This is a genomic window from Herminiimonas arsenitoxidans (genome assembly GCF_900130075.1).
Lineage (GTDB): Bacteria > Pseudomonadota > Gammaproteobacteria > Burkholderiales > Burkholderiaceae_D > Oxalicibacterium > Oxalicibacterium arsenitoxidans.
The window spans coordinates 2,742,185-2,762,468 of sequence record NZ_LT671418.1 but is presented as its reverse complement, the minus strand read 5'-3'; the positions used below and the strand labels follow the sequence as shown (position 1 = coordinate 2,762,468).

Annotated in this window: 22 protein-coding genes and 4 tRNA genes; 5 read left to right on the top strand and 21 right to left on the bottom strand. The window is 51.4% G+C overall.

All coding sequences use genetic code 11. The features are described from left to right. Window positions 1–170 precede the first annotated feature (170 nt). From rplL to BQ6873_RS12985, 12 genes are all read right to left on the bottom strand, one after another. Complete coding sequence (gene rplL / locus BQ6873_RS13040) at window positions 171–545, bottom strand: 50S ribosomal protein L7/L12 (protein ID WP_076593026.1); 375 nt, start codon at window positions 543–545, stop codon at window positions 171–173. Between the two features lie 96 nt (window positions 546–641). Next, on the bottom strand, window positions 642–1,190 hold the full coding sequence (gene rplJ, locus BQ6873_RS13035; protein WP_076593025.1) for a 50S ribosomal protein L10: 549 nt from the start codon (window positions 1,188–1,190) through the stop codon (window positions 642–644). Window positions 1,191–1,504: 314 nt separating this feature from the next. Beyond that, window positions 1,505–2,200 carry a 50S ribosomal protein L1 gene (gene rplA, locus BQ6873_RS13030; RefSeq protein ID WP_076593024.1) on the bottom strand — a complete coding sequence of 232 codons (696 nt, stop codon included), beginning with the start codon at window positions 2,198–2,200 and terminating at the stop codon, window positions 1,505–1,507. After that, entirely contained in the window at window positions 2,200–2,631 is a 432-nt protein-coding gene (gene rplK, locus BQ6873_RS13025; protein WP_076593023.1) for a 50S ribosomal protein L11, read from the bottom strand. The genes rplA and rplK overlap by 1 nt, the downstream gene beginning before the upstream one ends. A gap of 140 nt (window positions 2,632–2,771) precedes the next feature. Continuing rightward, entirely contained in the window at window positions 2,772–3,374 is a 603-nt protein-coding gene (gene nusG, locus BQ6873_RS13020) for a transcription termination/antitermination protein NusG (RefSeq protein WP_076593022.1), read from the bottom strand. Continuing rightward, window positions 3,374–3,757 carry a preprotein translocase subunit SecE gene (gene secE / locus BQ6873_RS13015; RefSeq protein WP_076593021.1) on the bottom strand — a complete coding sequence of 128 codons (384 nt, stop codon included), beginning with the start codon at window positions 3,755–3,757 and terminating at the stop codon, window positions 3,374–3,376. Before secE ends, nusG begins: the two co-directional genes overlap by 1 nt. 35 nt (window positions 3,758–3,792) lie before the next feature. After that, window positions 3,793–3,868: transfer RNA gene (locus BQ6873_RS13010), tRNA-Trp, on the bottom strand. A gap of 73 nt (window positions 3,869–3,941) precedes the next feature. Then, window positions 3,942–5,132 (bottom strand): elongation factor Tu, encoded by a 1,191-nt coding sequence (tuf, locus tag BQ6873_RS13005; protein WP_076593020.1) that lies wholly within the window; start codon window positions 5,130–5,132, stop codon window positions 3,942–3,944. Between the two features lie 82 nt (window positions 5,133–5,214). Next, a tRNA-Thr gene (locus tag BQ6873_RS13000) sits at window positions 5,215–5,289 on the bottom strand. Window positions 5,290–5,339: 50 nt separating this feature from the next. Further along, window positions 5,340–5,413: transfer RNA gene (locus tag BQ6873_RS12995), tRNA-Gly, on the bottom strand. Between the two features lie 53 nt (window positions 5,414–5,466). After that, window positions 5,467–5,552: transfer RNA gene (locus tag BQ6873_RS12990), tRNA-Tyr, on the bottom strand. Window positions 5,553–5,670: 118 nt separating this feature from the next. Continuing rightward, complete coding sequence (locus tag BQ6873_RS12985) at window positions 5,671–6,732, bottom strand: gamma-glutamyl-gamma-aminobutyrate hydrolase family protein (protein ID WP_076593019.1); 1,062 nt, start codon at window positions 6,730–6,732, stop codon at window positions 5,671–5,673. Window positions 6,733–7,002: 270 nt separating this feature from the next. On the opposite strand from BQ6873_RS12985, the gene BQ6873_RS12975 reads away from it, so the two are divergent. Then, a complete protein-coding gene (locus tag BQ6873_RS12975) occupies window positions 7,003–7,374 on the top strand; it encodes an ArsC/Spx/MgsR family protein (RefSeq protein WP_076594128.1) in 372 nt (123 codons plus the stop codon). Window positions 7,375–7,383: 9 nt separating this feature from the next. On the opposite strand, the gene BQ6873_RS12970 is transcribed toward BQ6873_RS12975, so the two are convergent. The 7 genes from BQ6873_RS12970 to BQ6873_RS12940 all read right to left on the bottom strand — a co-directional run bounded on the left by BQ6873_RS12970 (window position 7,384) and on the right by BQ6873_RS12940 (window position 15,395). Then, window positions 7,384–9,057, bottom strand: coding sequence for a response regulator (locus BQ6873_RS12970; RefSeq protein ID WP_076593017.1), 1,674 nt, complete (start codon window positions 9,055–9,057; stop codon window positions 7,384–7,386). Window positions 9,058–9,261: 204 nt separating this feature from the next. After that, a complete protein-coding gene (locus tag BQ6873_RS12965; protein ID WP_076593016.1) occupies window positions 9,262–10,488 on the bottom strand; it encodes a GGDEF domain-containing protein in 1,227 nt (408 codons plus the stop codon). Between the two features lie 148 nt (window positions 10,489–10,636). Continuing rightward, a complete protein-coding gene (locus BQ6873_RS12960) occupies window positions 10,637–12,088 on the bottom strand; it encodes a DHA2 family efflux MFS transporter permease subunit (protein ID WP_076593015.1) in 1,452 nt (483 codons plus the stop codon). A gap of 180 nt (window positions 12,089–12,268) precedes the next feature. Continuing rightward, window positions 12,269–13,600 carry a hemolysin family protein gene (locus BQ6873_RS12955; RefSeq protein WP_083664465.1) on the bottom strand — a complete coding sequence of 444 codons (1,332 nt, stop codon included), beginning with the start codon at window positions 13,598–13,600 and terminating at the stop codon, window positions 12,269–12,271. A 126-nt stretch (window positions 13,601–13,726) separates the two neighbouring features. Next, complete coding sequence (locus BQ6873_RS12950) at window positions 13,727–13,945, bottom strand: DUF2905 domain-containing protein (protein WP_076593014.1); 219 nt, start codon at window positions 13,943–13,945, stop codon at window positions 13,727–13,729. A gap of 43 nt (window positions 13,946–13,988) precedes the next feature. Continuing rightward, window positions 13,989–14,183: a DUF2905 domain-containing protein gene (locus BQ6873_RS12945; protein ID WP_076593013.1), complete on the bottom strand. Its 195-nt coding sequence runs from the start codon at window positions 14,181–14,183 to the stop codon at window positions 13,989–13,991. Window positions 14,184–14,234: 51 nt separating this feature from the next. After that, window positions 14,235–15,395, bottom strand: a complete 1,161-nt coding sequence (locus BQ6873_RS12940) for a class I SAM-dependent methyltransferase (protein ID WP_173830601.1) — start codon at window positions 15,393–15,395, stop codon at window positions 14,235–14,237. 40 nt (window positions 15,396–15,435) lie between these two features. Between BQ6873_RS12940 and BQ6873_RS12935 the strand changes: the two genes are divergently transcribed. The 3 genes from BQ6873_RS12935 to ttcA are packed head-to-tail and all read left to right on the top strand — an operon-like array spanning window position 15,436 to window position 17,605. Beyond that, window positions 15,436–16,215, top strand: a complete 780-nt coding sequence (locus BQ6873_RS12935; RefSeq protein ID WP_076593012.1) for an SDR family oxidoreductase — start codon at window positions 15,436–15,438, stop codon at window positions 16,213–16,215. Window positions 16,216–16,257: 42 nt separating this feature from the next. Then, window positions 16,258–16,653 carry a dihydroneopterin aldolase gene (locus BQ6873_RS12930; protein WP_076593011.1) on the top strand — a complete coding sequence of 132 codons (396 nt, stop codon included), beginning with the start codon at window positions 16,258–16,260 and terminating at the stop codon, window positions 16,651–16,653. A 16-nt stretch (window positions 16,654–16,669) separates the two neighbouring features. After that, the gene (gene ttcA, locus BQ6873_RS12925; RefSeq protein ID WP_076594125.1) at window positions 16,670–17,605 is read left to right on the top strand and encodes a tRNA 2-thiocytidine(32) synthetase TtcA; all 936 of its coding nucleotides are present in this window, start codon (window positions 16,670–16,672) and stop codon (window positions 17,603–17,605) included. Between the two features lie 84 nt (window positions 17,606–17,689). On the opposite strand, the gene BQ6873_RS12920 is transcribed toward ttcA, so the two are convergent. Next, complete coding sequence (locus tag BQ6873_RS12920; RefSeq protein ID WP_076593010.1) at window positions 17,690–18,454, bottom strand: class I SAM-dependent methyltransferase; 765 nt, start codon at window positions 18,452–18,454, stop codon at window positions 17,690–17,692. A gap of 113 nt (window positions 18,455–18,567) precedes the next feature. Here BQ6873_RS12920 and BQ6873_RS12915 point away from each other — a divergent pair, with 113 nt between their 5' ends. Then, window positions 18,568–19,350: a helix-turn-helix transcriptional regulator gene (locus BQ6873_RS12915; RefSeq protein ID WP_076593009.1), complete on the top strand. Its 783-nt coding sequence runs from the start codon at window positions 18,568–18,570 to the stop codon at window positions 19,348–19,350. 27 nt (window positions 19,351–19,377) lie between these two features. On the opposite strand, the gene BQ6873_RS12910 is transcribed toward BQ6873_RS12915, so the two are convergent. Continuing rightward, window positions 19,378–20,268: a DUF6279 family lipoprotein gene (locus BQ6873_RS12910; protein WP_076593008.1), complete on the bottom strand. Its 891-nt coding sequence runs from the start codon at window positions 20,266–20,268 to the stop codon at window positions 19,378–19,380. Window positions 20,269–20,284 lie beyond the last annotated feature (16 nt).

The following is a 20,284-nucleotide window of genomic DNA, read 5'->3' as shown; positions in this document are numbered from 1 at the left end:
CAAGTCTCTGCCCTTTAACAACCAAATGCTGACAAGATTACATGAAGTCAACCAAGCCTGCCTTTAGCTACATAAAATCAAGAACGACAAAGGAGCCAAAGCCGAACCGCCCTTTCGGGAGGTTTCGTGCTTTGACTCGAGCGCTGTAAAGTAGCGCGGGCAAATCGAAATTACTTGATTTCTGCTTTTGCGCCAGCTTCTTCCAGTTTTTTCTTCGCTGCTTCTGCATCCGCTTTCGAAACGCCTTCTTTCAAAGGTTTCGGTGCGCCATCAACCAGATCTTTAGCTTCTTTCAAGCCCAGACCGGTGATTTCACGAACTGCTTTAATTACGCCAACTTTGTTCGCGCCGAAATCAGCCAGGATAACTGTGAATTCGGTTTGCTCTTCAGCTGCAGCGCCACCAGCTGCGCCGCCAGCTGCTGGAGCAGCCATTGCAGCAGCGGATACGCCGAATTTTTCTTCGAATGCTTTAACCAAGTCATTCAATTCCAAAACTGTCAGGTTGCCTACGGCTTCCAGGATGTCGTCTTTGCTAATTGCCATTTGAAACTCCTAAATTTTTTTCAATAATTACATCTGATTGGTACTGACGCGAAGCGTCGAAACAAGAGCGCAGGGCCGCATCTCTGCGGCAACCTATTATTCCGCTGCTGCTTCGGTCGCTTCGGCAGCTGGTTCTGCTGCAGCTGCAGGCGCTTGGCCCTCAGCTTTTTGTGCAGCAAGAGCAGCCAGACCACGCGTAAAGCTCGCAACCGGAACCAGCATCATGCCCAAGACTTGGGCCAGCAGGACTTCACGGCTAGGAATATTTGCCAACGCTGCAACAGCCGCTTTATCAAGCGACTTGCCTGCGTAGTTACCTGCTTTAACAACCAATTTGTCGTTGGTTTTAGCAAAGTCATTGATGACTTTTGCTGCTGCAACGGCATCATCCGAGATCGAATAGATCAACGGACCGGTCATTGCTGAAGCGAGGTCGGCAAATGCGGTACCTTCAACAGCGCGACGTGCCAGCGTATTTTTCAATACGCGCAAGTACACACCTTGGTCCCGCGCTTTGGCGCGCAGTTGTGTCAAGTGACCAACCTGGATGCCACGGTATTCGGCCACGACGATGGTCTGTGCCGATGCAACTTTGGCAGAGATTTCGGCGACTACGGCCTTTTTGTCATTCAGATTGAGACTCAAGATCAACCTCCAAAAATGATGTTCAGCGCTTACACAATCGTCATTGATTGCTTGCCTCACATCGGTTCGAACACGGCGTCCGAAGTTAGGAGTTCAGTACTGGCAAGCCAGCGAGAGACTACAAAACTTGTTCGGGTTCACCATCTGCGTTGGGTATGAGATCGTTGCCGATTCCACATTTAACTTTGCACACAACTTACATGCACGCCGCCCAACGGTCTTTGATTGCCTGAACCTGCTTCAATACTGCCGAATCAGGTCCAGCCCAAAGATGCGCCCATCGCCAAATTGGCAATGGGACTTAATTCAATAACTTAAGCAGCCAGAGTCGTTTGATCGACGCGTACACCAGCGCCCATCGTTGACGACAGCGAAACTTTACGCAGGTAAACACCTTTGCTGGTCGCTGGCTTAGCTTTGGTCAACGCATCAATCAAAGCCAACAAGTTGGATTTGAGTGCTTCGTCGGTAAATGATTTACGACCGATAGTTGCGTGGATAATGCCAGCCTTGTCGGTACGGTATTGCACTTGACCAGCTTTTGCATTTTTAACTGCAGTAGCGACGTCAGGTGTAACTGTGCCAACTTTAGGGTTAGGCATCATGCCGCGTGGGCCGAGGATTTGACCCAAGGTACCAACGATACGCATGGTATCTGGCGATGCGATGACGATGTCGAAAGGCATGTTGCCGGCTTTGATTTGCTCAGCCAGATCTTCCATACCAACGATATCAGCACCAGCTGCTTTCGCTTGTTCTGCTTTTTCGCCAGTTGCAAATACTGCAACGCGGACCGATTTACCGGTACCAGCTGGCAAAACTACGGAACCACGAACAACTTGGTCAGATTTCTTAGCATCAACACCCAATTGAACCGATACGTCGATCGATTCGTTGAATTTAGCGGATGCGCATTCTTTGATCAAAGCAAGTGCATTGTCGAATGGGTACGCTTTGGTACGATCAACTTTTGCTTTAAATGCTTTAACGCGTTTCGATAACTTAGCCATTACAGACCCTCCACCGTGATGCCCATGGAACGTGCGGAACCGGCGATAGTACGCACAGCTGCATCCATGTCGGCAGCCGTCAAATCCGGCCGTTTAGTTGTAGCGATTTCTTCAGCTTGTGCACGTGTGATCTTGCCGACTTTGTCGGTATGTGGCTTAGCCGAACCTTTGGTCAGGTTTGCTGCTTTTTTGATCAGGTACGTTGCTGGAGGAGTCTTCATCACGAAAGTGAAAGACTTGTCCGCAAACGCGGTGATCACAACCGGAATTGGCATACCTGGCTCAACACCTTGAGTCTGCGCGTTAAACGCTTTGCAGAATTCCATGATATTCAGACCACGTTGACCCAAAGCAGGTCCGATTGGTGGGGATGGGTTTGCTTTACCAGCTGGAACTTGCAGCTTGATAAAACCAATGATTTTCTTTGCCATGATGGCTCCTACATTGATTGAGTGGTAGCGCCTGTTCACTTGCCTTGCGGCTTATTACTGTGGCTCCTCTTTTTTACTGCTTCCGAATTCCTGAAACTTGACGCGTCAGACGCTACGGAGTGCGTTAATGCTTTACAGAATCAAACTTTTTCGACTTGACCGAATTCCAGCTCTACCGGTGTAGCACGACCGAAGATCGTTACCGATACGCGAACCTTGGATTTCTCGTAATTGACTTCTTCAACATTGCCGTTGAAATCGGTGAACGGACCATCCTTGATACGCACCAGCTCGCCCACTTCGTACAACACTTTTGGACGTGGCTTTTCGACGCCATCCTGCATTTGCTGCATGATCTTGTCGACTTCGTGCGGCGGAATCGGGGTAGGCTTGTTGGACTTGCCACCGATGAAGCCGGTTACTTTGTTCGTATTCTTGACCAGATGCCATGTTTCGTCGGTCATTTCCATTTCGACGAGAACATAGCCTGGGAAAAAGCGGCGTTCGCTAACCGATTTTTGACCGTTTTTTACTTCGATCACTTCTTCGGTAGGCACCAGAATTTGCCCAAACTTGTCTTCCATGCCGGCGCGCGTTGCACGCTCTATTAACGCACGTTGCACGCTCTTTTCCATACCGGAATAGGCGTGCACGACATACCAACGTTTCTTACTAGTGGAAGCTGCTGCAGCGGCGGCACTTGGCGCACCGTCTTGCGCATCATCCTGAATATTGTCGCTCATTATCTTTTCCAGCCCAAAATCAGGTCGTACAGCACAACTTCGAGTAACTTATCCGTACCCCACAGGAAAAGCGCCATGACCAAAACGAAACCAAAAACAATTGCGGTCATCTGCAATGCTTCTTTACGTGTTGGCCAAACTACTTTTTTGGTCTCGCGAACTGCTTCTTTTGAAAAATTGAGGAAGTCGCGACCCGATGCAGATGTCCATGCAATCGCAATTGCCACAAGCAAACCACCAACCAATGCTGCAACACGAACTGCCGTTGCTTTATCCGACAAAAAATAGAATCCGACTACGCCCGCGATTGCGGCAAGAATCGCCAAAACGATCTTGATCTTATCGCCTGACGCGCCAACAGTTTCTACGGGTTGATTAGCCATTACACTTTACTTTCGATGCCCTGCACCAGAATCGGTGGCAGGGGCGGAGGGCCTCGAACCCCCAACCTTCGGTTTTGGAGACCGACACTCTGCCAATTGAGCTACGCCCCTACGGTTTTTACACTACCACTACTTGAACCACTAACGGCGATCTCAACATCGAGATCGCCGCAGCATTCATTTATTACTCAATAATTTTAGCGACGACACCAGCGCCGACGGTACGACCGCCTTCACGGATAGCGAAACGCAGACCTTCTTCCATCGCGATCGGGTTGATCAACATTACTGTGATCGACACGTTGTCGCCTGGCATAACCATTTCTTTATCCTTCGGCAACTCGATCGAACCAGTTACGTCCGTTGTACGGAAGTAGAACTGTGGACGGTAGTTGTTGAAGAATGGTGTGTGACGGCCGCCTTCGTCTTTCGACAGTACGTAGATTTCGCCTGTGAAATGTTTGTGTGGCTTGATCGAACCTGGCTTTGCCAGAACTTGACCACGTTCCACGTCTTCACGCTTGGTACCACGCAGCAATACGCCGACGTTGTCGCCTGCTTGACCTTGGTCGAGCAATTTGCGGAACATTTCAACACCAGTACAGGTGGTGACTTGGGTGTCACGGATACCAACGATTTCGAGGGCTTCGCCAACTTTGACGATACCGCGTTCGATACGACCGGTAACAACGGTACCGCGACCGGAGATCGAGAATACGTCTTCTACTGGCAACAGGAATGCGCCGTCAACTGCGCGTTCTGGTGTTGGGATGTAGCTGTCGAGGGCTTCTGCGAGCGCCAGGATTGCTTGTTCGCCCAATGGACCTGTGTCGCCTTCGAGTGCCAACTTAGCGGAACCTTTGATGATAGGCAAGTCGTCGCCTGGGAATTCGTATTTGGAGAGGAGCTCACGCACTTCCATTTCGACCAATTCCAGCAATTCTGCGTCATCGACCATGTCTGCTTTGTTCAAGAAGACGATGATGTATGGAACACCAACTTGACGCGACAACAGGATGTGTTCGCGAGTTTGTGGCATAGGACCGTCTGCTGCGGAGCAAACCAGGATCGCGCCGTCCATCTGTGCAGCACCAGTAATCATGTTTTTAACATAATCAGCATGGCCTGGGCAGTCAACGTGGGCGTAGTGACGGTTTGCTGTTTCGTATTCGACGTGTGCGGTGTTGATCGTGATGCCGCGCGCTTTTTCTTCTGGCGCTGCGTCAATTTGATCGTACGCTTTAGCTTCGCCGCCAAATTTCTTCGACAACACGGTCGCAATCGCTGCCGTCAATGTGGTTTTACCATGATCGACGTGACCAATTGTGCCCACATTCACGTGCGGCTTGGTCCGCTCGAATTTGCCTTTTGCCATCTTAGACTCCTAACAATTTTGATGAGAATGTTCAGGCAAACGCCCGACCGACTTACCGATAAAAATGAACAACTGAATTCTTTGGTGCCCTTTACGTGGATTGAACACGTGGCCTCTCCCTTACCAAGGGAGTGCTCTACCACTGAGCTAAAAGGGCAAACTAGCCGTCCGATACCAACCACTGCGGCACGTCCAACCTTTAAAAACTGGAGCGGGTGAAGGGAATCGAACCCTCGTCATAAGCTTGGAAGGCTTCAGCTCTACCATTGAGCTACACCCGCGAGGGCCACCACTACACAACTCACTTCTTTTGTTCTTTTTGCTGCTAAAAACTTGGTGGAGGGGGCTGGATTCGAACCAGCGTATTCGTAAGAAGGCAGATTTACAGTCTGCTGCCATTAACCACTCGGCCACCCCTCCGCGGGGAACCCCAAACTATAGGGGAGTCGACCCACCTTGTCAACAACTTGCAACGATTCTTCGACTAATTTTTTCAAATTATTCGTTCTTTTTTCATGCCGAATCGACAAAACGGGGATTAGAAACGCGTTTCTCGTGCCGCGCGGAGGAAATTGTCGAGTATTGGTGTGCAATCGAGCAGCTCCGAACCACCCGCACGATGGAATTCCGGATGCCATTGCAAACCCATGACAAAACGGGCTTTCGTATAGCGCACCGCTTCGACAATATTGTCAGTTGCCGATATCGCCTCGATCATCAGATCGCGCCCTAAATCACGCACGGCTTGATGATGTATCGAGTTAACCAAAGGCGCAGTCTGCCCTTGGAAAAGAGACGCCAGCGAAGATCCCGGCGGGAACTGGATGGCATGGCGATGACTATCGTACAAGTCGTTAACGTGCGGCATTGCCGTCGGCACATCGGTTGCGATGTCTTGATACAAGGTACCGCCAAAGGCAACATTGATTAACTGGCAACCACGGCATATGCCTAACACCGGCTTACCCGCTTCAATGAATTCGTGCAGCAGTTCCAATTCATACATATCGCGCGAACTGTCGCCGCTCCATTCCGGCCGTGTCGCCGTTTGGGAGTAAGTCTGCGGCGCAACGTCAGCACCGCCTTGCAACACCAAGCCATCCAGATGCTTGGCGTAATCGCGCAAACGAATTTTGCTCGGATGCAAAAGACCGTTCGTGTTGACGGTCGGGATCATCAACACCAGCACATCACGCGACATCACCCACTGTGCAATAGACTCTTCAAGGTATTGCAAGGTCTTCCCCTGCAAACCCTTGGCGCCGCTTTCCGGATGAAAAATACGGGCAGAAACACCAATCTTGAGTGTGCGCTGCGTCAGGCGCCGCCCTACTTGCTCGGACAAACTTTGCAGACGCGCCTGGAAAATACGCCAAGTTTGCTTCCACGGCGTATCGTCCGGCATTTGATAAGCAGGCGTACTGTGCTTGCCAAAATCCGGCTTGGTCGCGAAATTGAAAGCGGGAGGCAGAGGTGCTATTTGCGGCTCGGCAGCAGGCGTTGCCGGCGGAGAAACTGGATCTGGTGCAGCTGAATCTGGTGCGGCGTCGGAAGATGAAGGCTTAACAGGTGGCAAGTTGCTATCAGAGGTGTCAGACATGGCATCACTTTAGTATCGAGAAGAAGTAGACAGCGCGTATCAGCAAATTATCCACGCTCAATCCGAATTGATGAAAAATACATAAAAATCGCTGAACATCAGTCAAATTAACATTAAACCCAACCATAACATCACGAATTATAAGTAGATCTCTTTCAGCACAGGCAAGGAAGACTGCGAAGCTCGTCATCATGTCGACCACTGAATTGCTCTGAAAACGGGATAATGCAAGCTATCGCCTTATCCATTAACTTTTTGAATTCAAACACCATGCTCATCATTTATCACAATCCACGTTGTTCGAAATCGCGCGGCGCATTGGAACTGGCGCAGCAATTTGCGACACAACACGGTCTGACTTTAGATGTCGTTGATTATCAAAAAACGCCGCTGACGCAGGCTCAATTGACGGAGCTGCACCACATTCTGCAATCAGAACAAGCCGTTAGCGTACGCGACATGGTGCGCGACAATGAAGACGAATTCACAAGCTTGAAATTAGCGCATGCCGATGATGCAAGCTTGCTGCGCGCACTAGCAGCGCATCCAAAATTATTGCAACGCCCGATCGTTCGCTTTCATCAACGCGCGGTGATCGCACGTCCACCAGAATTGGCAAATGCAATTCTGGTTGCATCCTAAGCAGGCTATTTATTGTTTTTCAATCTGCGCGACGTTGCTGACAGCCTTGGCTGGTAGTACGCCATAGGCACGTTCCATCGCGTACTTCTTCAGAATGTCGCGATACATACTGGCGAGCAAGGAGAGTCTCGGATTGCGCGGATCAAGACGACGCGCATTACTAATATAAGTACGCGCCTGCTCGCCCAATTGCTCATCCCACCCCAGACTATCCAGGCATTTCAGCACCGCAACGGCTGCATTGAAAACCACTTGCGGGTTTTCCGGCAATTTATCTGCCGCTTCCGACATCAAGGCGACTGCGCCGTGATAATCGCCAAGACGCGCCTTCTCGGCACCGGCCGATACCAAATCGACGACTTGGCTTTTACTTTCGCGTGTGACGCGCTTGCCCAAATCTTCGCGCCCGGCTTCTCTGAATAAACGCATAGCCCTCGTCATCGCCACGTTGGTTGAAGCGTTACCGACCACCGAAGTCATAACTTCCACGGCATCTTGCTCCATGCCATTTTCCAGACAATTCAGCGCCAAAGTCATTTTGGTATCGTTCGATAAACCTATAGGTTCCTTGCAAGCAAGGACGGCAGCACCCAATTCCTCTACTGCCAGCTCCGTATCGCCATTGTGTTTATGCAGCATGGCAGCAGCCAAAGCGCGACAGGCTGGCGTTTTCTTGATGTTGGCCAAGGATTTTGCAAGATCGCGAATAATGGAAGAAACGAGTTTTACTTCACCCTTGGCTATCGATGTTTTGACCAAATGCACGTGATCTTCCGGCTCGCGGAACTCAGAAAATTTGGCTTTATTGATGACTTGCTGAAAAACCCGATGGGCGGTTTCCGTGTCACCAGTTTCCAGCGCGACATTGCCCAGCTTGCGCAAGCGCTGCAAGGCATGCGGGGAACGCGTGACCGCATGTTCCAGCGTGGTTTGCGCTTGCTGCATTTGCCCTCGGGCTTCCTGCGTTTTGGCCAGCCAATCGTAGGCTTCCAGAAACTGCTTTTTCTCGGCGACCAGTGAAGTCAGCATTTCTTCCGCTTCTTCGAAGCGGTCTTGCATGTACAAACTGGTTGCCAAACCCAGACGCGCCCATGCGATAGAGCGCTTGGCGAAAAGCTCGGAATAGATCGCTTCCGCTTCCGTCAATTCGCCCAAGGTGATGTGCAACTCGGCACGCAGACGTATAAATTCCGCCTGATAACGTGTGTGCGTGCGCTCACTTGCAACGCAGGCATTGATCGCTTCGCTCAGATTCCCATGCTCGATCAGCTGGTAAATCGGTATGAAGGCATTACGCTTTTCTATGGCTTTGGCGATACGATCCATCAGCGTTTCTGCCGTGAACGGCTTCAGCACATAATCGTTCAACGCCAATTCCGCCGCGCTCACGACTTTTTCATGATTGCGCTCGGCCGTGACCATAATGAATACCGTAGATGGCGGAATGATCTTGTGATGCCGCAAGTCCTCCAGCAATTGCTGACCATCCTGGCCTTCGCCCAGATCGTATTCGCAGATCACCAGATCGAACATCTTGTGTTTCAAGGGACGGATTGCGCTGCCTGAGCTGGCCGCATACTCGATCTTGCTGATGCCACCTATGCTCAGCATGTTGTGAATACTGGCCCGCATACCCGCATGCGGCTCAATAATCAGTGCGGTTAGTCCGGCGAGTTCTTGCATGGTGTTTCAAAGCCAAAAAATGAGCGTGCGCCTGGATGACAGCGCGAGTGCAGAATGAAAGTTTCCGTACAACAATATTACATTTGTTAAACGATGTCATCGCAATTTGATAAATACAGCGTCATAGGACGACACAATTTCGTCATGACGTGCAATACAGACAAGAAACAAGCGGCGCTTCAGGTCTATCAAGCTGAATTCAAATCAGGCAACTGCACTATCCGCCGTCGGCTCCTCGACCACCACTTGATTACGGCCGCCCTGCTTGGCCATATACATGGCGGTATCGGTGCGCGAGAATAAATCCAGCACGGATTCGCCTGGAATGTGTTGCGTCAAGCCGATGGAGACCGTGACGCGATGGCGCAATTTTCCATTCCAATCGTGTTGCTCGACCTGTTCGCGTATGCGCTCGGCAATATTCAAGGCGGCCAACAAGGAGGTTTCCGGCAAAACCAGCAGGAATTCTTCACCGCCGTAACGACCGAAGACATCGTGCTGGCGCACATTCTTTTCTGCAATGCGCGCAAAGGTGCGCAAAACTTCATCGCCGCCCAGATGACCAGCTTCATCGTTCACACGTTTGAAATGATCCAGATCGATCACGGCTAAACATAGGGGCGAGCCAGTTTCATCCGACATGCGCTTTTGCTGCTCCAGTGCAGCGACGATGTAGCGACGATTAAAGCAGCCGAGCAAGGCATCGCGTCGCGCATCTTCTTCAATATCCTTGATTTTTCTCGTTGCCTTGAACAAGGCATTGTGCAATTCCTGCATCCGGCTGGCGAGCACAACAAACCCGGGCAAGGTCAGCAGCAAACCAAGGAACAAAGCTCCTTCCAGCTTCAGCATGGACCAATCATCGTACTGATAATAATGCGAGGCAATCACCGCCATATAGCCAAACAATGTCGCCATCGTCAGCAACAACATCGTTCGGGGCGAGACGCGGTGCATGACGAATGCCATCGTCAAAAACAGAAAAGGGGTGAAGAGAATTTGGGTGGCTGGCGCCAGATACGTCATCAGCAACATGATGCCGATCGCACATAACGTGATCGGAACACGCAGATTCTTCTCTCGGGTCTTGTTGTTCCAACCCAGTGCGAAGCAAGCGTAAAACACGACGAGCACAGCAACACTCAAGCTAGTCGCAACGATCAATGCCATATGATCGACCAAGCCGTGCAGGTAAAACACGCCGACACCGATCAGATAAAACAGGGCGAACACGCCTATCAGCAGCAGACGCTTGATGCGCGCATTCTGGCGATTTTTGTGATGCAGCAGAGTTTGGCGACGCGCACGAACGACATGGATTTTTGCAGATTTGGCCGCGCCGCGCACAGGCGCTCGCAGTTCCGATGCAGTCGCATTTGGCGACGCATCGTCCGCACCCGGCACAGCGTTCTGTTCACTGATTTGTCGCATGCACATCCGTCTAAGAAAGTTCAGCCAACGAGGTTGACGCACACTATCCGACCGAAATAACTTACTGCTGGGCTCTATTTTTTCTGTTTCTTACTAGACCATATCCATCAGCAGAATACACGCACTATTATTGCTTTGTAACCATAAGTCACAATCCCGTCATATTATTTTGCTTGTCTTTTTGCCATGGCTTTTCGCGCATATACCAAGCCGTTATGACAGCCACTGCGCACAAGACGGCAACCAGTAAAAAAGTTTCATTAAAGGCATTGCGATGATTGTCTATACCCAATGCCTGACGCGATTGATGCAGCGTAATCCGCCACTCCAGCACGACGCCGACCATGCTGACACCGATGGCACCGCCAAGCTGACGTACGAAATTGATGGCACTGGCACCTTGCGCTATCAAACTGTTATCCACACCACGCATCGCCCCCAAACTAAGTGCCGGCAATACAAAACCCAAACCTATCCGACCTATCACTGCCCACGCCATCAGCAGCCAGTAACTGGTTGCCGGTGAACCGTTTGCCATCAAGGCGAACGACGACGCCAATAAAAACAAACCAATAGCCACCAGTACATTAGGCGGATAACTGTCTGCCAGACGCCCAGCCAGCGGTATCGTCACCGCCAGCACTATCCCGGCTGGCAACAACACCAAACCCGCCTGCGATGGCGCGTAATTCATGGCCATCTGCATATAAATCGGCAACAGATAAGTCGAACCGTACAAGCCCATGCCGTAAATGAACGCCACCAACGCACCCATCGCAAACTGGCGATAGCGGAATAGCTTCATATTCATCAAAGGTTCTGCCTTGGTACGCATTTGATAAATGATGAAAGCAATCAAGGTCGTCACACCGAGCACCAGCAAAATGACCGCCTGCGACATATCGCCGCGCAATTCGACGACGCCATTAAGCAAACTGATAATGCTGACGCCGATTAACAGCAAACCCTTCCAGTCGAGTGGTTTGGCATGCTCCAGCGTTGGCGTATATGACGCGAGAAAACGCTGGATCAGAAAAAGCACCAGCAAGCACGGTGGCACCACCACGAAAAAAATCGAACGCCAGCCAAACAACTCCACCAGAAAACCGCCCACACTAGGTCCAATCGCCGGCGCCAGCACCACGCCGAAACCGAATATCCCCATCGCCTTGCCCTGTTCGTGCTGTTCGAACGCACGCAAAATCACGATTGCCGGTATCGGCTGCATCACGCCGGCAGCCAATCCTTCCAGCACGCGCATAGCTAACAACATCTGATAATTGATACTGAAACCGCCGACCACGCCGCCTAGCAGCAACAAGACAATCGCTCCGCCGTATGTACGACGCAAGCCAAAACGCAGCAGTAACCACGGTGTCATCAGCATAGACAAAGTCATCGCCAGCATGAAGCCGGTAGAAACCCATTGCGCACGCTCTTGCCCGAGCGCGAAGTAACGGCTCAGATCAGGGATCGCCACATTGACGATGGTGGAAGAAAGAATCGCCGCGACGCTACCTATCATGCAAGTCAACAAGACCAGCCATTTATAGCGTGCACCATAGCGGCTGCGCAGCTCTTCCAGAGTGAGTGCTTGCATATTAGATTTACCTTGGATAGACGAGAATTAGTATATAGCTGCCACTGCTGTTACAGCTCTACCTTGCTTGTGAAAATAGAATCTTGAAAATGAATTACTTTTTGAATACGCGTATGAGCTTCAGATAAAAAAACGGGCCGGAAAAATTCCGGCCCGTTTTGATTTGGCAAATCTGTTTACTCAACCCGCATCATCAGCCGGCATGTCATCTGGCGATGGATCGAGTTTGGTAATCAGTAGACGATCGATACGATTGCGATCCATATCGACCACTTCTATCCGGTAACCTTCCCACTCGAAATGATCCGACATTTGCGGGATGTGACCAAGGAAGGTCATCACGAAACCAGCCAGCGTGTGATACGTGCCGGACGCTTCTTCCGGGAAACGCACTTCGGTTTCCAGTAATTCGCGGAAGCGATCAAACGATACGCCGCCATCAATCAGCCATGAGCCATCTTCGCGACGCACGCCATCCACTTCATGATGCTCATCGATCACCGATACATCACCAACCAGCGCGCCAAGTACGTCGCTCAAGGTAACGATACCTTCGATTTCGCCGTATTCATCGATCACCAACGCCAGTTCGGCGCGGTTTTTCTTCAATGTTTCCAGCAACTGCATCGCGCTGATGGTTTCCGGCACAAACAGTGGCGGACGCGTAGCAGCTGCTATATCGACAGTCGCGATGGATTTGCCGCGGATTGCCTGTTCAAACAAGCTACCCGCATGCACGATACCGATCACGTGCGAGATATCGCCCTTGCAGACGGGGAAACGGTTGTACGAACTGTCAGCGATCTTGGCCAGATTCACTTCTATCGAATCTTCCAGATCAATAAAGTGGACATCCAGGCGCGGTGTCATCAAACCGGCGACACGCTGGTCGTCCAGGCGCAAGGCGCGCGACACGATATCGTGTTCGGTTTTTTCAAACAGACCGGCATCCGCACCTTCGCGGAACAAGCCGGCGATTTCCTCTTCCGTGACCGAATCGTCCTTCTTGTGCTGCATGCCTAATATACGCAGGATGAATTCCGTCGTCACAGTCAGGATTTTGACAAATGGCCCCATCAGACGCGACAGCCACAACATCGGTGCCGCAACCAGCGAAGCAACGACTTCCGGATATTGCATCGCGATGCGCTTAGGCACCAATTCACCAAGGATCAAGGAACCGAAGGTAATACCGACCACCACCACGGCCAGCGCAATTTCGCGCGCATAGGAAGCGACGAAAGGAATCATGGCGACTTCAGGCGTCAGACGTTCAACCAGCGAGGCTTCACCGAACGCACCATTGAAAATGCCGATCAGTGTGATACCGACCTGTATCGTGGAGAGGAAGCGACTAGGACTGTCCGACAGATCAAGTGCCGCTTGTGCACCCCTGCTGCCGTTTTCAGATAATTTTTGGAGACGAATACGTTTGGAGGTAACGATCGCAATTTCAGACATGGCAAAAATGCCATTGACCAGGATCAAACCCAGGATAATTAATATGTCCACTACTAAGGGAACTCGCAGTTTCTACCCGCTAGCCCTACTGTTGATAAGTCGTGAATCATATCATTAGCGTGCGCCACAGCATCAAAATGGGCAAATTCTTGGCCTGAAATGCACATTTCACCGGGCTCAGCAGAACAGACAGGTCCGCTTTACGATCTCGGCAATCAGGAAAGCTACGGCCGACCACAGCACGGTAGAACCGAAGGGCAGGACGAACATGCGGCCAAAAAGCTTGAAACGTACATCGCCAATAATGCGACCTACGCCCAGTTTTTCGATAATCCACGGGATCAACGCGTAAAAAACTGTCAAACCGATAAAAATCACTGCAACCCAACGTATCATTCCTACTCCCCCGTTAAATGGACATGCCAGAGGTCATACTTAATTAAAACAGGCGTGCCACTAAAAAAACCGCCAGCGACAACAAGACCGTCGAAGCAAATGGCAAAAAGATGGTTTTACCGAACAAGGTAAAGCGCACATCACCCGGCAATCTGCCTACGCCGAATTTTTCCAGCCACGGCAAGGCGGCGGAAAACACGATCACGGCAATGAAGATGACTAGGAACCAGCGCAGCATGGGCAACTTTCATGACACGCCGGCAAGCTTTGCCAGCGTCTGGTCTCGATATTAAAGTCGGCGGCTTTGATCCGCGCGATCAAACTGGTCCGGCAACTGTACGCCTTTGCCGACCACTAACACTTTGAACAACTCGCCCATTTCTGCCGGCGAAGTCAGTTTTTGTACTGCATTCGCTTTAGGCAGATAAGCCATGTGATCGTCCGGTGCCGTGACCAGCAAGCGATCACCCAAACCGGCCGCCAGCAGGAAACCCGCTTGACTCATATAGCCCACCATCTCCAAACCGTTGCGTACCGCGGCATACGCCATGGCAGTGAAATCAACATGCGCCGTAATATCTTGCAAACCTGGCACGTAAAACGGATCGGGGTGCGAATGATGACGATAGTGGCACATCAAGGTGCCTTCGACGCGCTGGTCCAGATAGTATTCGCTCGCCGGGAAACCGTAATCGATCAGTATCGCAGCCCCGCCCTTGCCTGATTGCTCGAAGCCCGCCGTCAACATGGTCGCCAGCGAACCCATAAAGCCGACTGCAATCGGGTGTACTTCGGTCAGATAACCGATGGGCAACTCTTCCGCATCCGGGATTTGCGCCACTAATTCTTGGTCGCATGGACGATCGGCGAACACAAAACGTCCATCCTCGAAGCCAACGCCGCGTTCCAGCCAAGCGCTTTCCTCTTTGACAACCAGCGACACCGGCATCGCATCCAGCACTTCATTGCCGAGTACAACGCCAGAAAACGCCGGTGGGAAGTCGTCCAGCCAGGTCACTTGCGGGAAGCCAACTAGGGTTTGTTGTTGTCGAGCACGCAATTCGCCGGACAATTCAACGATGGAATAACGTTCCAGCGGAATACCGGCAGACGCGCATTCCGTCAGGATATCCAGCGCCAATTTACCGGTACCGGCACCGAATTCGAGGATATTCGGTGTACTTTGTGCCATCAGGTCGCCAGCCGCATGGGCCAGCGTTTCACCAAAAAGCGACGTAATTTCGGGCGCGGTTGTAAAATCACCGTCTTTGCCAAGTTTTGCAGCGCCGCCGCTGTAATAACCGACGTCCGGCGCATACAGCGCCAGCTCCATATAACGGGCGAAAGAAATCCAGCCATCATGACGGCGAATTTCGTCAACGATCAGTTGCTGGAGCGCGTGTGACGCAGATAATGCGTCAGAAGAAGGTTCTGGGAGTTGCAGTTGCATGGCGGTATTGTAGAGAAATCAGCGAAACACACAACCATTCATGTCCACAGATAAACAAACGTCATTGAAAAAGACTGCCCTTGTGACCGGCGCCGCCAAGCGTATCGGCCGCACGATCGCGCTCGCCCTGGCGCAACGTGGCTGGGATGTGGTCGTGCATTACGCGCGCTCAGAAACCGAGGCGCAAGCCACCGTTGCCGAGATTGAGGCTATGGGCCGACGCGCCATCGCCTTGCATTGCGACTTGAATGACGAAGCTACGGTGAAAACGCTGGTGCGCCGCGCCTCGGCTGTGCTCGGCCCGATTTCCTGCGTGGTGAATAACGCCTCGCTATTTGATTACGACAACGCTGCCGATTTTTCCGGCGCGACGCTGGATGCACACATGCACACCAATCTGGTCGCACCGGTTTTATTGGCGCAAGCCTTGCACGAAGCTACGCCGGATGGTGCGCAAGCAGTTGTCGTTAACTTGCTCGATCAAAAGCTGTTTAATCTGAATCCTGATTTTTTGTCGTACACGCTATCGAAAGCCGCGCTACACAGCGCCACTACCATGCTGGCGCAAGCACTCGCACCTAAAGTACGTGTGGTCGGTGTCGCCCCTGGCATCACGCTGGTATCCGGCGACCAGAGCGAAGCTGGATTTACCCATGCGCATACAGTAACGCCCTTGGGTCGCTCCAGCACGCCAGACGATATCGCTGCTGCGGTCTGCTTCGTCGCCGAAGCACAAGCGATGACTGGCACCACATTGCTCGTCGATGGCGGCCAGCACCTTATTCCATTACAACGCGATGTGATGTTTGTCGCATCCTGATTTTTTAAGATTTTTCACCTGCAGTACTACCGGTTTACAACTATGAATTCGTTTTTGTTCCATCCACAACTCGCTGATTGCCGCCGCCTCTTCCTGCGTAATTACGAAGTACAAATCAACATCGGCGTGCACGACTTTGAAAAAAAAGGCGAGCAGCGCGTATTAATCAACGTTGATCTGTTCATTCCATTGAAGGAATCGACACCAACCGCTGATCATCTGGATGAAGTCGTCGATTACGACTATATGCGCAGCACGATCGCCAAGCGCATGGCGCAAGGTCATATCCATTTGCAGGAAACCCTGTGCGATGACGTGGTCAAAGCCATGCTGGCACATCCGAAAGTTCGCGCCGCACGCGTTTCAACCGAAAAGCCTGACGTCTATCCCGATTGTGAATCGGTAGGCGTCGAGGTCTTCCAGATCAAGGGGAACTAAGGTGTCGCAATCCGTGATGACCGCCGCACCGGAAACGGATGCAGCGCTGAGCTTCAAGCAAAACGAGAAAATCGTTTACGAAAACAATAAACTGCACAAACGTCTGTGCCGCCAGGTCGGTCAAGCCATCGGCGACTTCAACATGATAGAAGACGGTGACAAGGTCATGGTCTGCCTGTCCGGCGGCAAGGATAGTTACGCATTGCTGGATATCCTGATGACGCTGCGCGAACGCGCACCGATCAAGTTCGACATCATCGCCGTCAATCTCGATCAGAAGCAGCCGAACTTCCCGGATCACATCTTGCCAGCTTACCTGAAGCAACTGGATATCCCATTCCATATCGAGAATCAGGATACCTACAGCATCGTCAAGCGCTTGATCCCGGAAGGCAAGACGACCTGTTCGCTGTGCTCGCGTCTACGTCGCGGCATCTTGTATCGCGTTGCCGATGAATTGGGTGCCACCAAGATTGCGCTCGGCCATCACCGCGACGACATCATGGAAACCTTCTTCCTGAATATGTTCTTCGGCGCGAAGATCAAAGGCATGCCGCCCAAGCTGCAATCCGATGACGGCAAACACATCGTGATCCGTCCGCTGGCTTATGTGAAGGAAGCCGATACCGAGCGCTATGCGCAGGTCAAGAACTTCCCCATCATTCCTTGCGATTTGTGCGGCAGTCAGGAAAACCTGCAACGCAAACAAATCAAAGGCATGCTGCGCGAATGGGAAAAGAAATTCCCCGGCCGTGTCGATAATATTTTCTCGTCGCTCTCGACTGTCGTGCCTTCGCATTTGATGGACAAGGACTTGTTCGGCTTTGCTGACTTGAAAGCAACCGGCGAGGCGATGGCAAATGGCGATATCGCGTTTGATGAAGAACCATGCTCGACTGGAAGCACCAGCATTTCCAGCATCATTCCATTGCGCTCAGATTCAGATGATTGAGTAACTATGTAATTAGTTTGAAAAAAGGCTCCGAAATTCGGAGCCTTTTTTATTTCCATCCCAGCATCTTTTCGTCACGCAGATTCAAGCAGGAATTTTTCTGGCTGTGAAAAACGCAGCATCAATAAAAAACGAGTAATCGTCTTCCACCTCGAAATAAGCACGGGTTTCTTCCGGTGCAGAATCGAACAGACTGCGTATCGCCGTCACACGCTCAGACGGCGTACGCATGCGCGCTATCCATTCGTCGAATACCATTTTCAACTTCCAGCCATTGACGTACTCGTGTGAAAAACCGGCACCTGCAAACATCGCCGACCACTCCGACACGCGGTAATCACGCACATGTGAAGCATCGCGCAGCAATTCCACTGCTTGCAAAGTCGTGTCATGCAAGGCGATTTCCGATGCGACGATATCGATGACGATCACGATACCATTTGGACGCAGCACACGATGCATTTCGCGCAAGCCGGTCGGTACATGCAACCAGTGATGCGCGGAGAAACGCGTGATCACGATATCGAAAGTAGCATCGGCGAATGGCAATTTTTCTGCCTGCGCCTGCTCGGTTTCGATATTGTCCAGCTCACGCTGTGCGGCCGACGCTGCAACCACCGCCAGCATTTGATCCGATAAATCACAAGCAGTGACCGTTGCCGCAAATGGCGCCACCGCAAAACTGATATGACCACCGCCGCAACCCAGATCCAGCACCACTGGCGCGTTGAAGCTGCGCGCGACTTCTTTCACTGCATCCAGATCCGCGCCATGCGCATGCACCGTGCTGGTCAAATATGCTGCTGCCGTATTGCCAAATTGTTCTGCTACCACTGCTGCCTGTTTCATTTTCCACCTCCACATGATTGGGTAGATGTACGATAGGCGATGATTTATCCTGTAACAAGACAACACTTTATACTGGTATATTTTCTGCCAGACTGAAACGCAAGATAGCGACTATGCATAACAAACTCGGCGACTTCATCCGCTTACACCGCGAACAAATCAAACCGCAGGATGTCGGGCTGCGCGCCGACGGACGACGTCGCACGCCGGGTTTGCGACGAGAAGAATTAGCGCAACTGTGTGAGGTCAGTCCAACCTGGCTGACGTGGCTGGAACAGGGACGGCCGGTATCAGCATCGGCCAAGGTCTTGAGCAAGCTGGCAGAAGTGATGCATCTGACAGCCGCCGAGCGAACGTATTTATTCCGACTGGCAGACAAACTCGATCCTATGCTGGAAATCAGCAACGACAGTCCGAGTGGCAATCTCGACGCCATCGTCAAAGCCATCACGGCACCGGCCTACATACTGAATCGACAATGGGATGCGATCGCATGGAATCGTCCGGCTAAAGATTTGTTCGCAGGCTGGCTGGATACGAGCAAGAAAAAATCAGCGGAGACGGCACAAGCCAATCTCTTGCACTTCATGTTTCAGGAACCCAAAGCGCATGCCTTGATTGCCGATTGGCCGGATCGCGCACAACGATTGGTAGCGGAGTTCCGCGCCGATTGCGGCAAGCATGCGGATGAAGAACCGCTGGCAAGTCTGATCGATGACTTGATACGCGACAGTGCAGATTTCAAGAAGCTATGGAATTCGCAACACGTCGTCGGACGCGACGGTGGCACGCGACGCTTTATGCATCCGACTAAAGGCGCGCTGACGTTTGAACAAGTGACCTTGAATCTGGCTGCAGGGCGCGGCTACAAACTGGTGATGCTGTTGCCGGAATAAACTCGTTTTTGTCGAGAGAACTTGCCATCAAGCCGCAGCCGCCAGCTTGTTGAAATCATTCACCCAGTCCTGCAAGCTTTGCACAAAATACTGCTTTTGCTTGGGCGTCACAGCATGCATGATGCCGACTATCATATTGGCGTTCGCATCATTTAATGACTCGAAAAATTTCTGATGCTGCGGATTGCCAAAGCGCTCATCCATCGCCGTAATAAATTTTTTCAGCATGGCTGTCGCAACCTCTTTACTCGGCTTTTCATCGTGTATTTTTTTCAGCAGCTCGATCAACTCTTGCTGTCTATGCACACGCTCTGCCATCAGTAATTCATTATTCAATGGACGCGCATCTGATAAGGCGCGTATTTTTGCTTCCTGCTCTTTGCTGAAGCTACCGAACCAAAACTGCGCCTGCTGCAAGGCTTTTCTATAACGAAATTCCTGCCGTTCCTCAGCGCTACCAACCAGATATTCCTTGCGGAAGGTGTCATTGGATTTGGCGAATTTCTTTTCAATATTGGCGATCTGTTCTGTCTTCAACGATAAAGCCAGCTCGGCAAAATCAGGTACGGCCTTATCTGCAATATGTAATAACTGCGTTTTTACATCGCGATAATCATTCAGCAAATCCGCCTGCGTCACAGTAGAAAAATCGCGATGCTGCATACGCGCCATCAAATGTACGTATTCTTTCAGCTGCGTTTTGCGATGCCAGACGAATATCGCATCGATACGATGCTTGACCCACTGTTTTTGCGTACTGTCGAAATCGACGTAGCTATTGAGCCACCAGTAAGAAATGGTTTCGCCATTGCTATAACCCAGACGTGCAGCGCTGCATCCGAGCAACAATACCGCCATGCCGCAGATCACTGCTTTTTTTGCAAAAGTATAAAAGGGACGCGTGATAAAATTTTGCATTCTTTTAACTGGCTTC

Bases quoted from the DNA above. Each gene is read 5' to 3' on its own strand.
- ttcA (WP_076594125.1), top strand. From the start codon at position 16,670: ATGACCGCCGCACCGGAAACGGATGCAGCGCTGAGCTTCAAGCAAAAC.
- BQ6873_RS12930 (WP_076593011.1), top strand. From the start codon at position 16,258: ATGAATTCGTTTTTGTTCCATCCACAACTCGCTGATTGCCGCCGCCTC.
- BQ6873_RS12970 (WP_076593017.1), bottom strand. From the start codon at position 9,057: ATGCAAGAACTCGCCGGACTAACCGCACTGATTATTGAGCCGCATGCG.
- BQ6873_RS12910 (WP_076593008.1), bottom strand. From the start codon at position 20,268: ATGCAAAATTTTATCACGCGTCCCTTTTATACTTTTGCAAAAAAAGCA.
- BQ6873_RS12940 (WP_173830601.1), bottom strand. From the start codon at position 15,395: ATGCAACTGCAACTCCCAGAACCTTCTTCTGACGCATTATCTGCGTCA.
- BQ6873_RS12960 (WP_076593015.1), bottom strand. From the start codon at position 12,088: ATGCAAGCACTCACTCTGGAAGAGCTGCGCAGCCGCTATGGTGCACGC.
- BQ6873_RS12975 (WP_076594128.1), top strand. From the start codon at position 7,003: ATGCTCATCATTTATCACAATCCACGTTGTTCGAAATCGCGCGGCGCA.
- secE (WP_076593021.1), bottom strand. From the start codon at position 3,757: ATGGCTAATCAACCCGTAGAAACTGTTGGCGCGTCAGGCGATAAGATC.
- BQ6873_RS12920 (WP_076593010.1), bottom strand. From the start codon at position 18,454: ATGAAACAGGCAGCAGTGGTAGCAGAACAATTTGGCAATACGGCAGCA.
- tuf (WP_076593020.1), bottom strand. From the start codon at position 5,132: ATGGCAAAAGGCAAATTCGAGCGGACCAAGCCGCACGTGAATGTGGGC.
- rplK (WP_076593023.1), bottom strand. From the start codon at position 2,631: ATGGCAAAGAAAATCATTGGTTTTATCAAGCTGCAAGTTCCAGCTGGT.
- BQ6873_RS12945 (WP_076593013.1), bottom strand. From the start codon at position 14,183: ATGCTGCGCTGGTTCCTAGTCATCTTCATTGCCGTGATCGTGTTTTCC.
- rplL (WP_076593026.1), bottom strand. From the start codon at position 545: ATGGCAATTAGCAAAGACGACATCCTGGAAGCCGTAGGCAACCTGACA.
- BQ6873_RS12965 (WP_076593016.1), bottom strand. From the start codon at position 10,488: ATGCGACAAATCAGTGAACAGAACGCTGTGCCGGGTGCGGACGATGCG.
- BQ6873_RS12950 (WP_076593014.1), bottom strand. From the start codon at position 13,945: ATGATACGTTGGGTTGCAGTGATTTTTATCGGTTTGACAGTTTTTTAC.
- BQ6873_RS12935 (WP_076593012.1), top strand. From the start codon at position 15,436: ATGTCCACAGATAAACAAACGTCATTGAAAAAGACTGCCCTTGTGACC.
- BQ6873_RS12915 (WP_076593009.1), top strand. From the start codon at position 18,568: ATGCATAACAAACTCGGCGACTTCATCCGCTTACACCGCGAACAAATC.
- BQ6873_RS12985 (WP_076593019.1), bottom strand. From the start codon at position 6,732: ATGTCTGACACCTCTGATAGCAACTTGCCACCTGTTAAGCCTTCATCT.
- rplA (WP_076593024.1), bottom strand. From the start codon at position 2,200: ATGGCTAAGTTATCGAAACGCGTTAAAGCATTTAAAGCAAAAGTTGAT.
- nusG (WP_076593022.1), bottom strand. From the start codon at position 3,374: ATGAGCGACAATATTCAGGATGATGCGCAAGACGGTGCGCCAAGTGCC.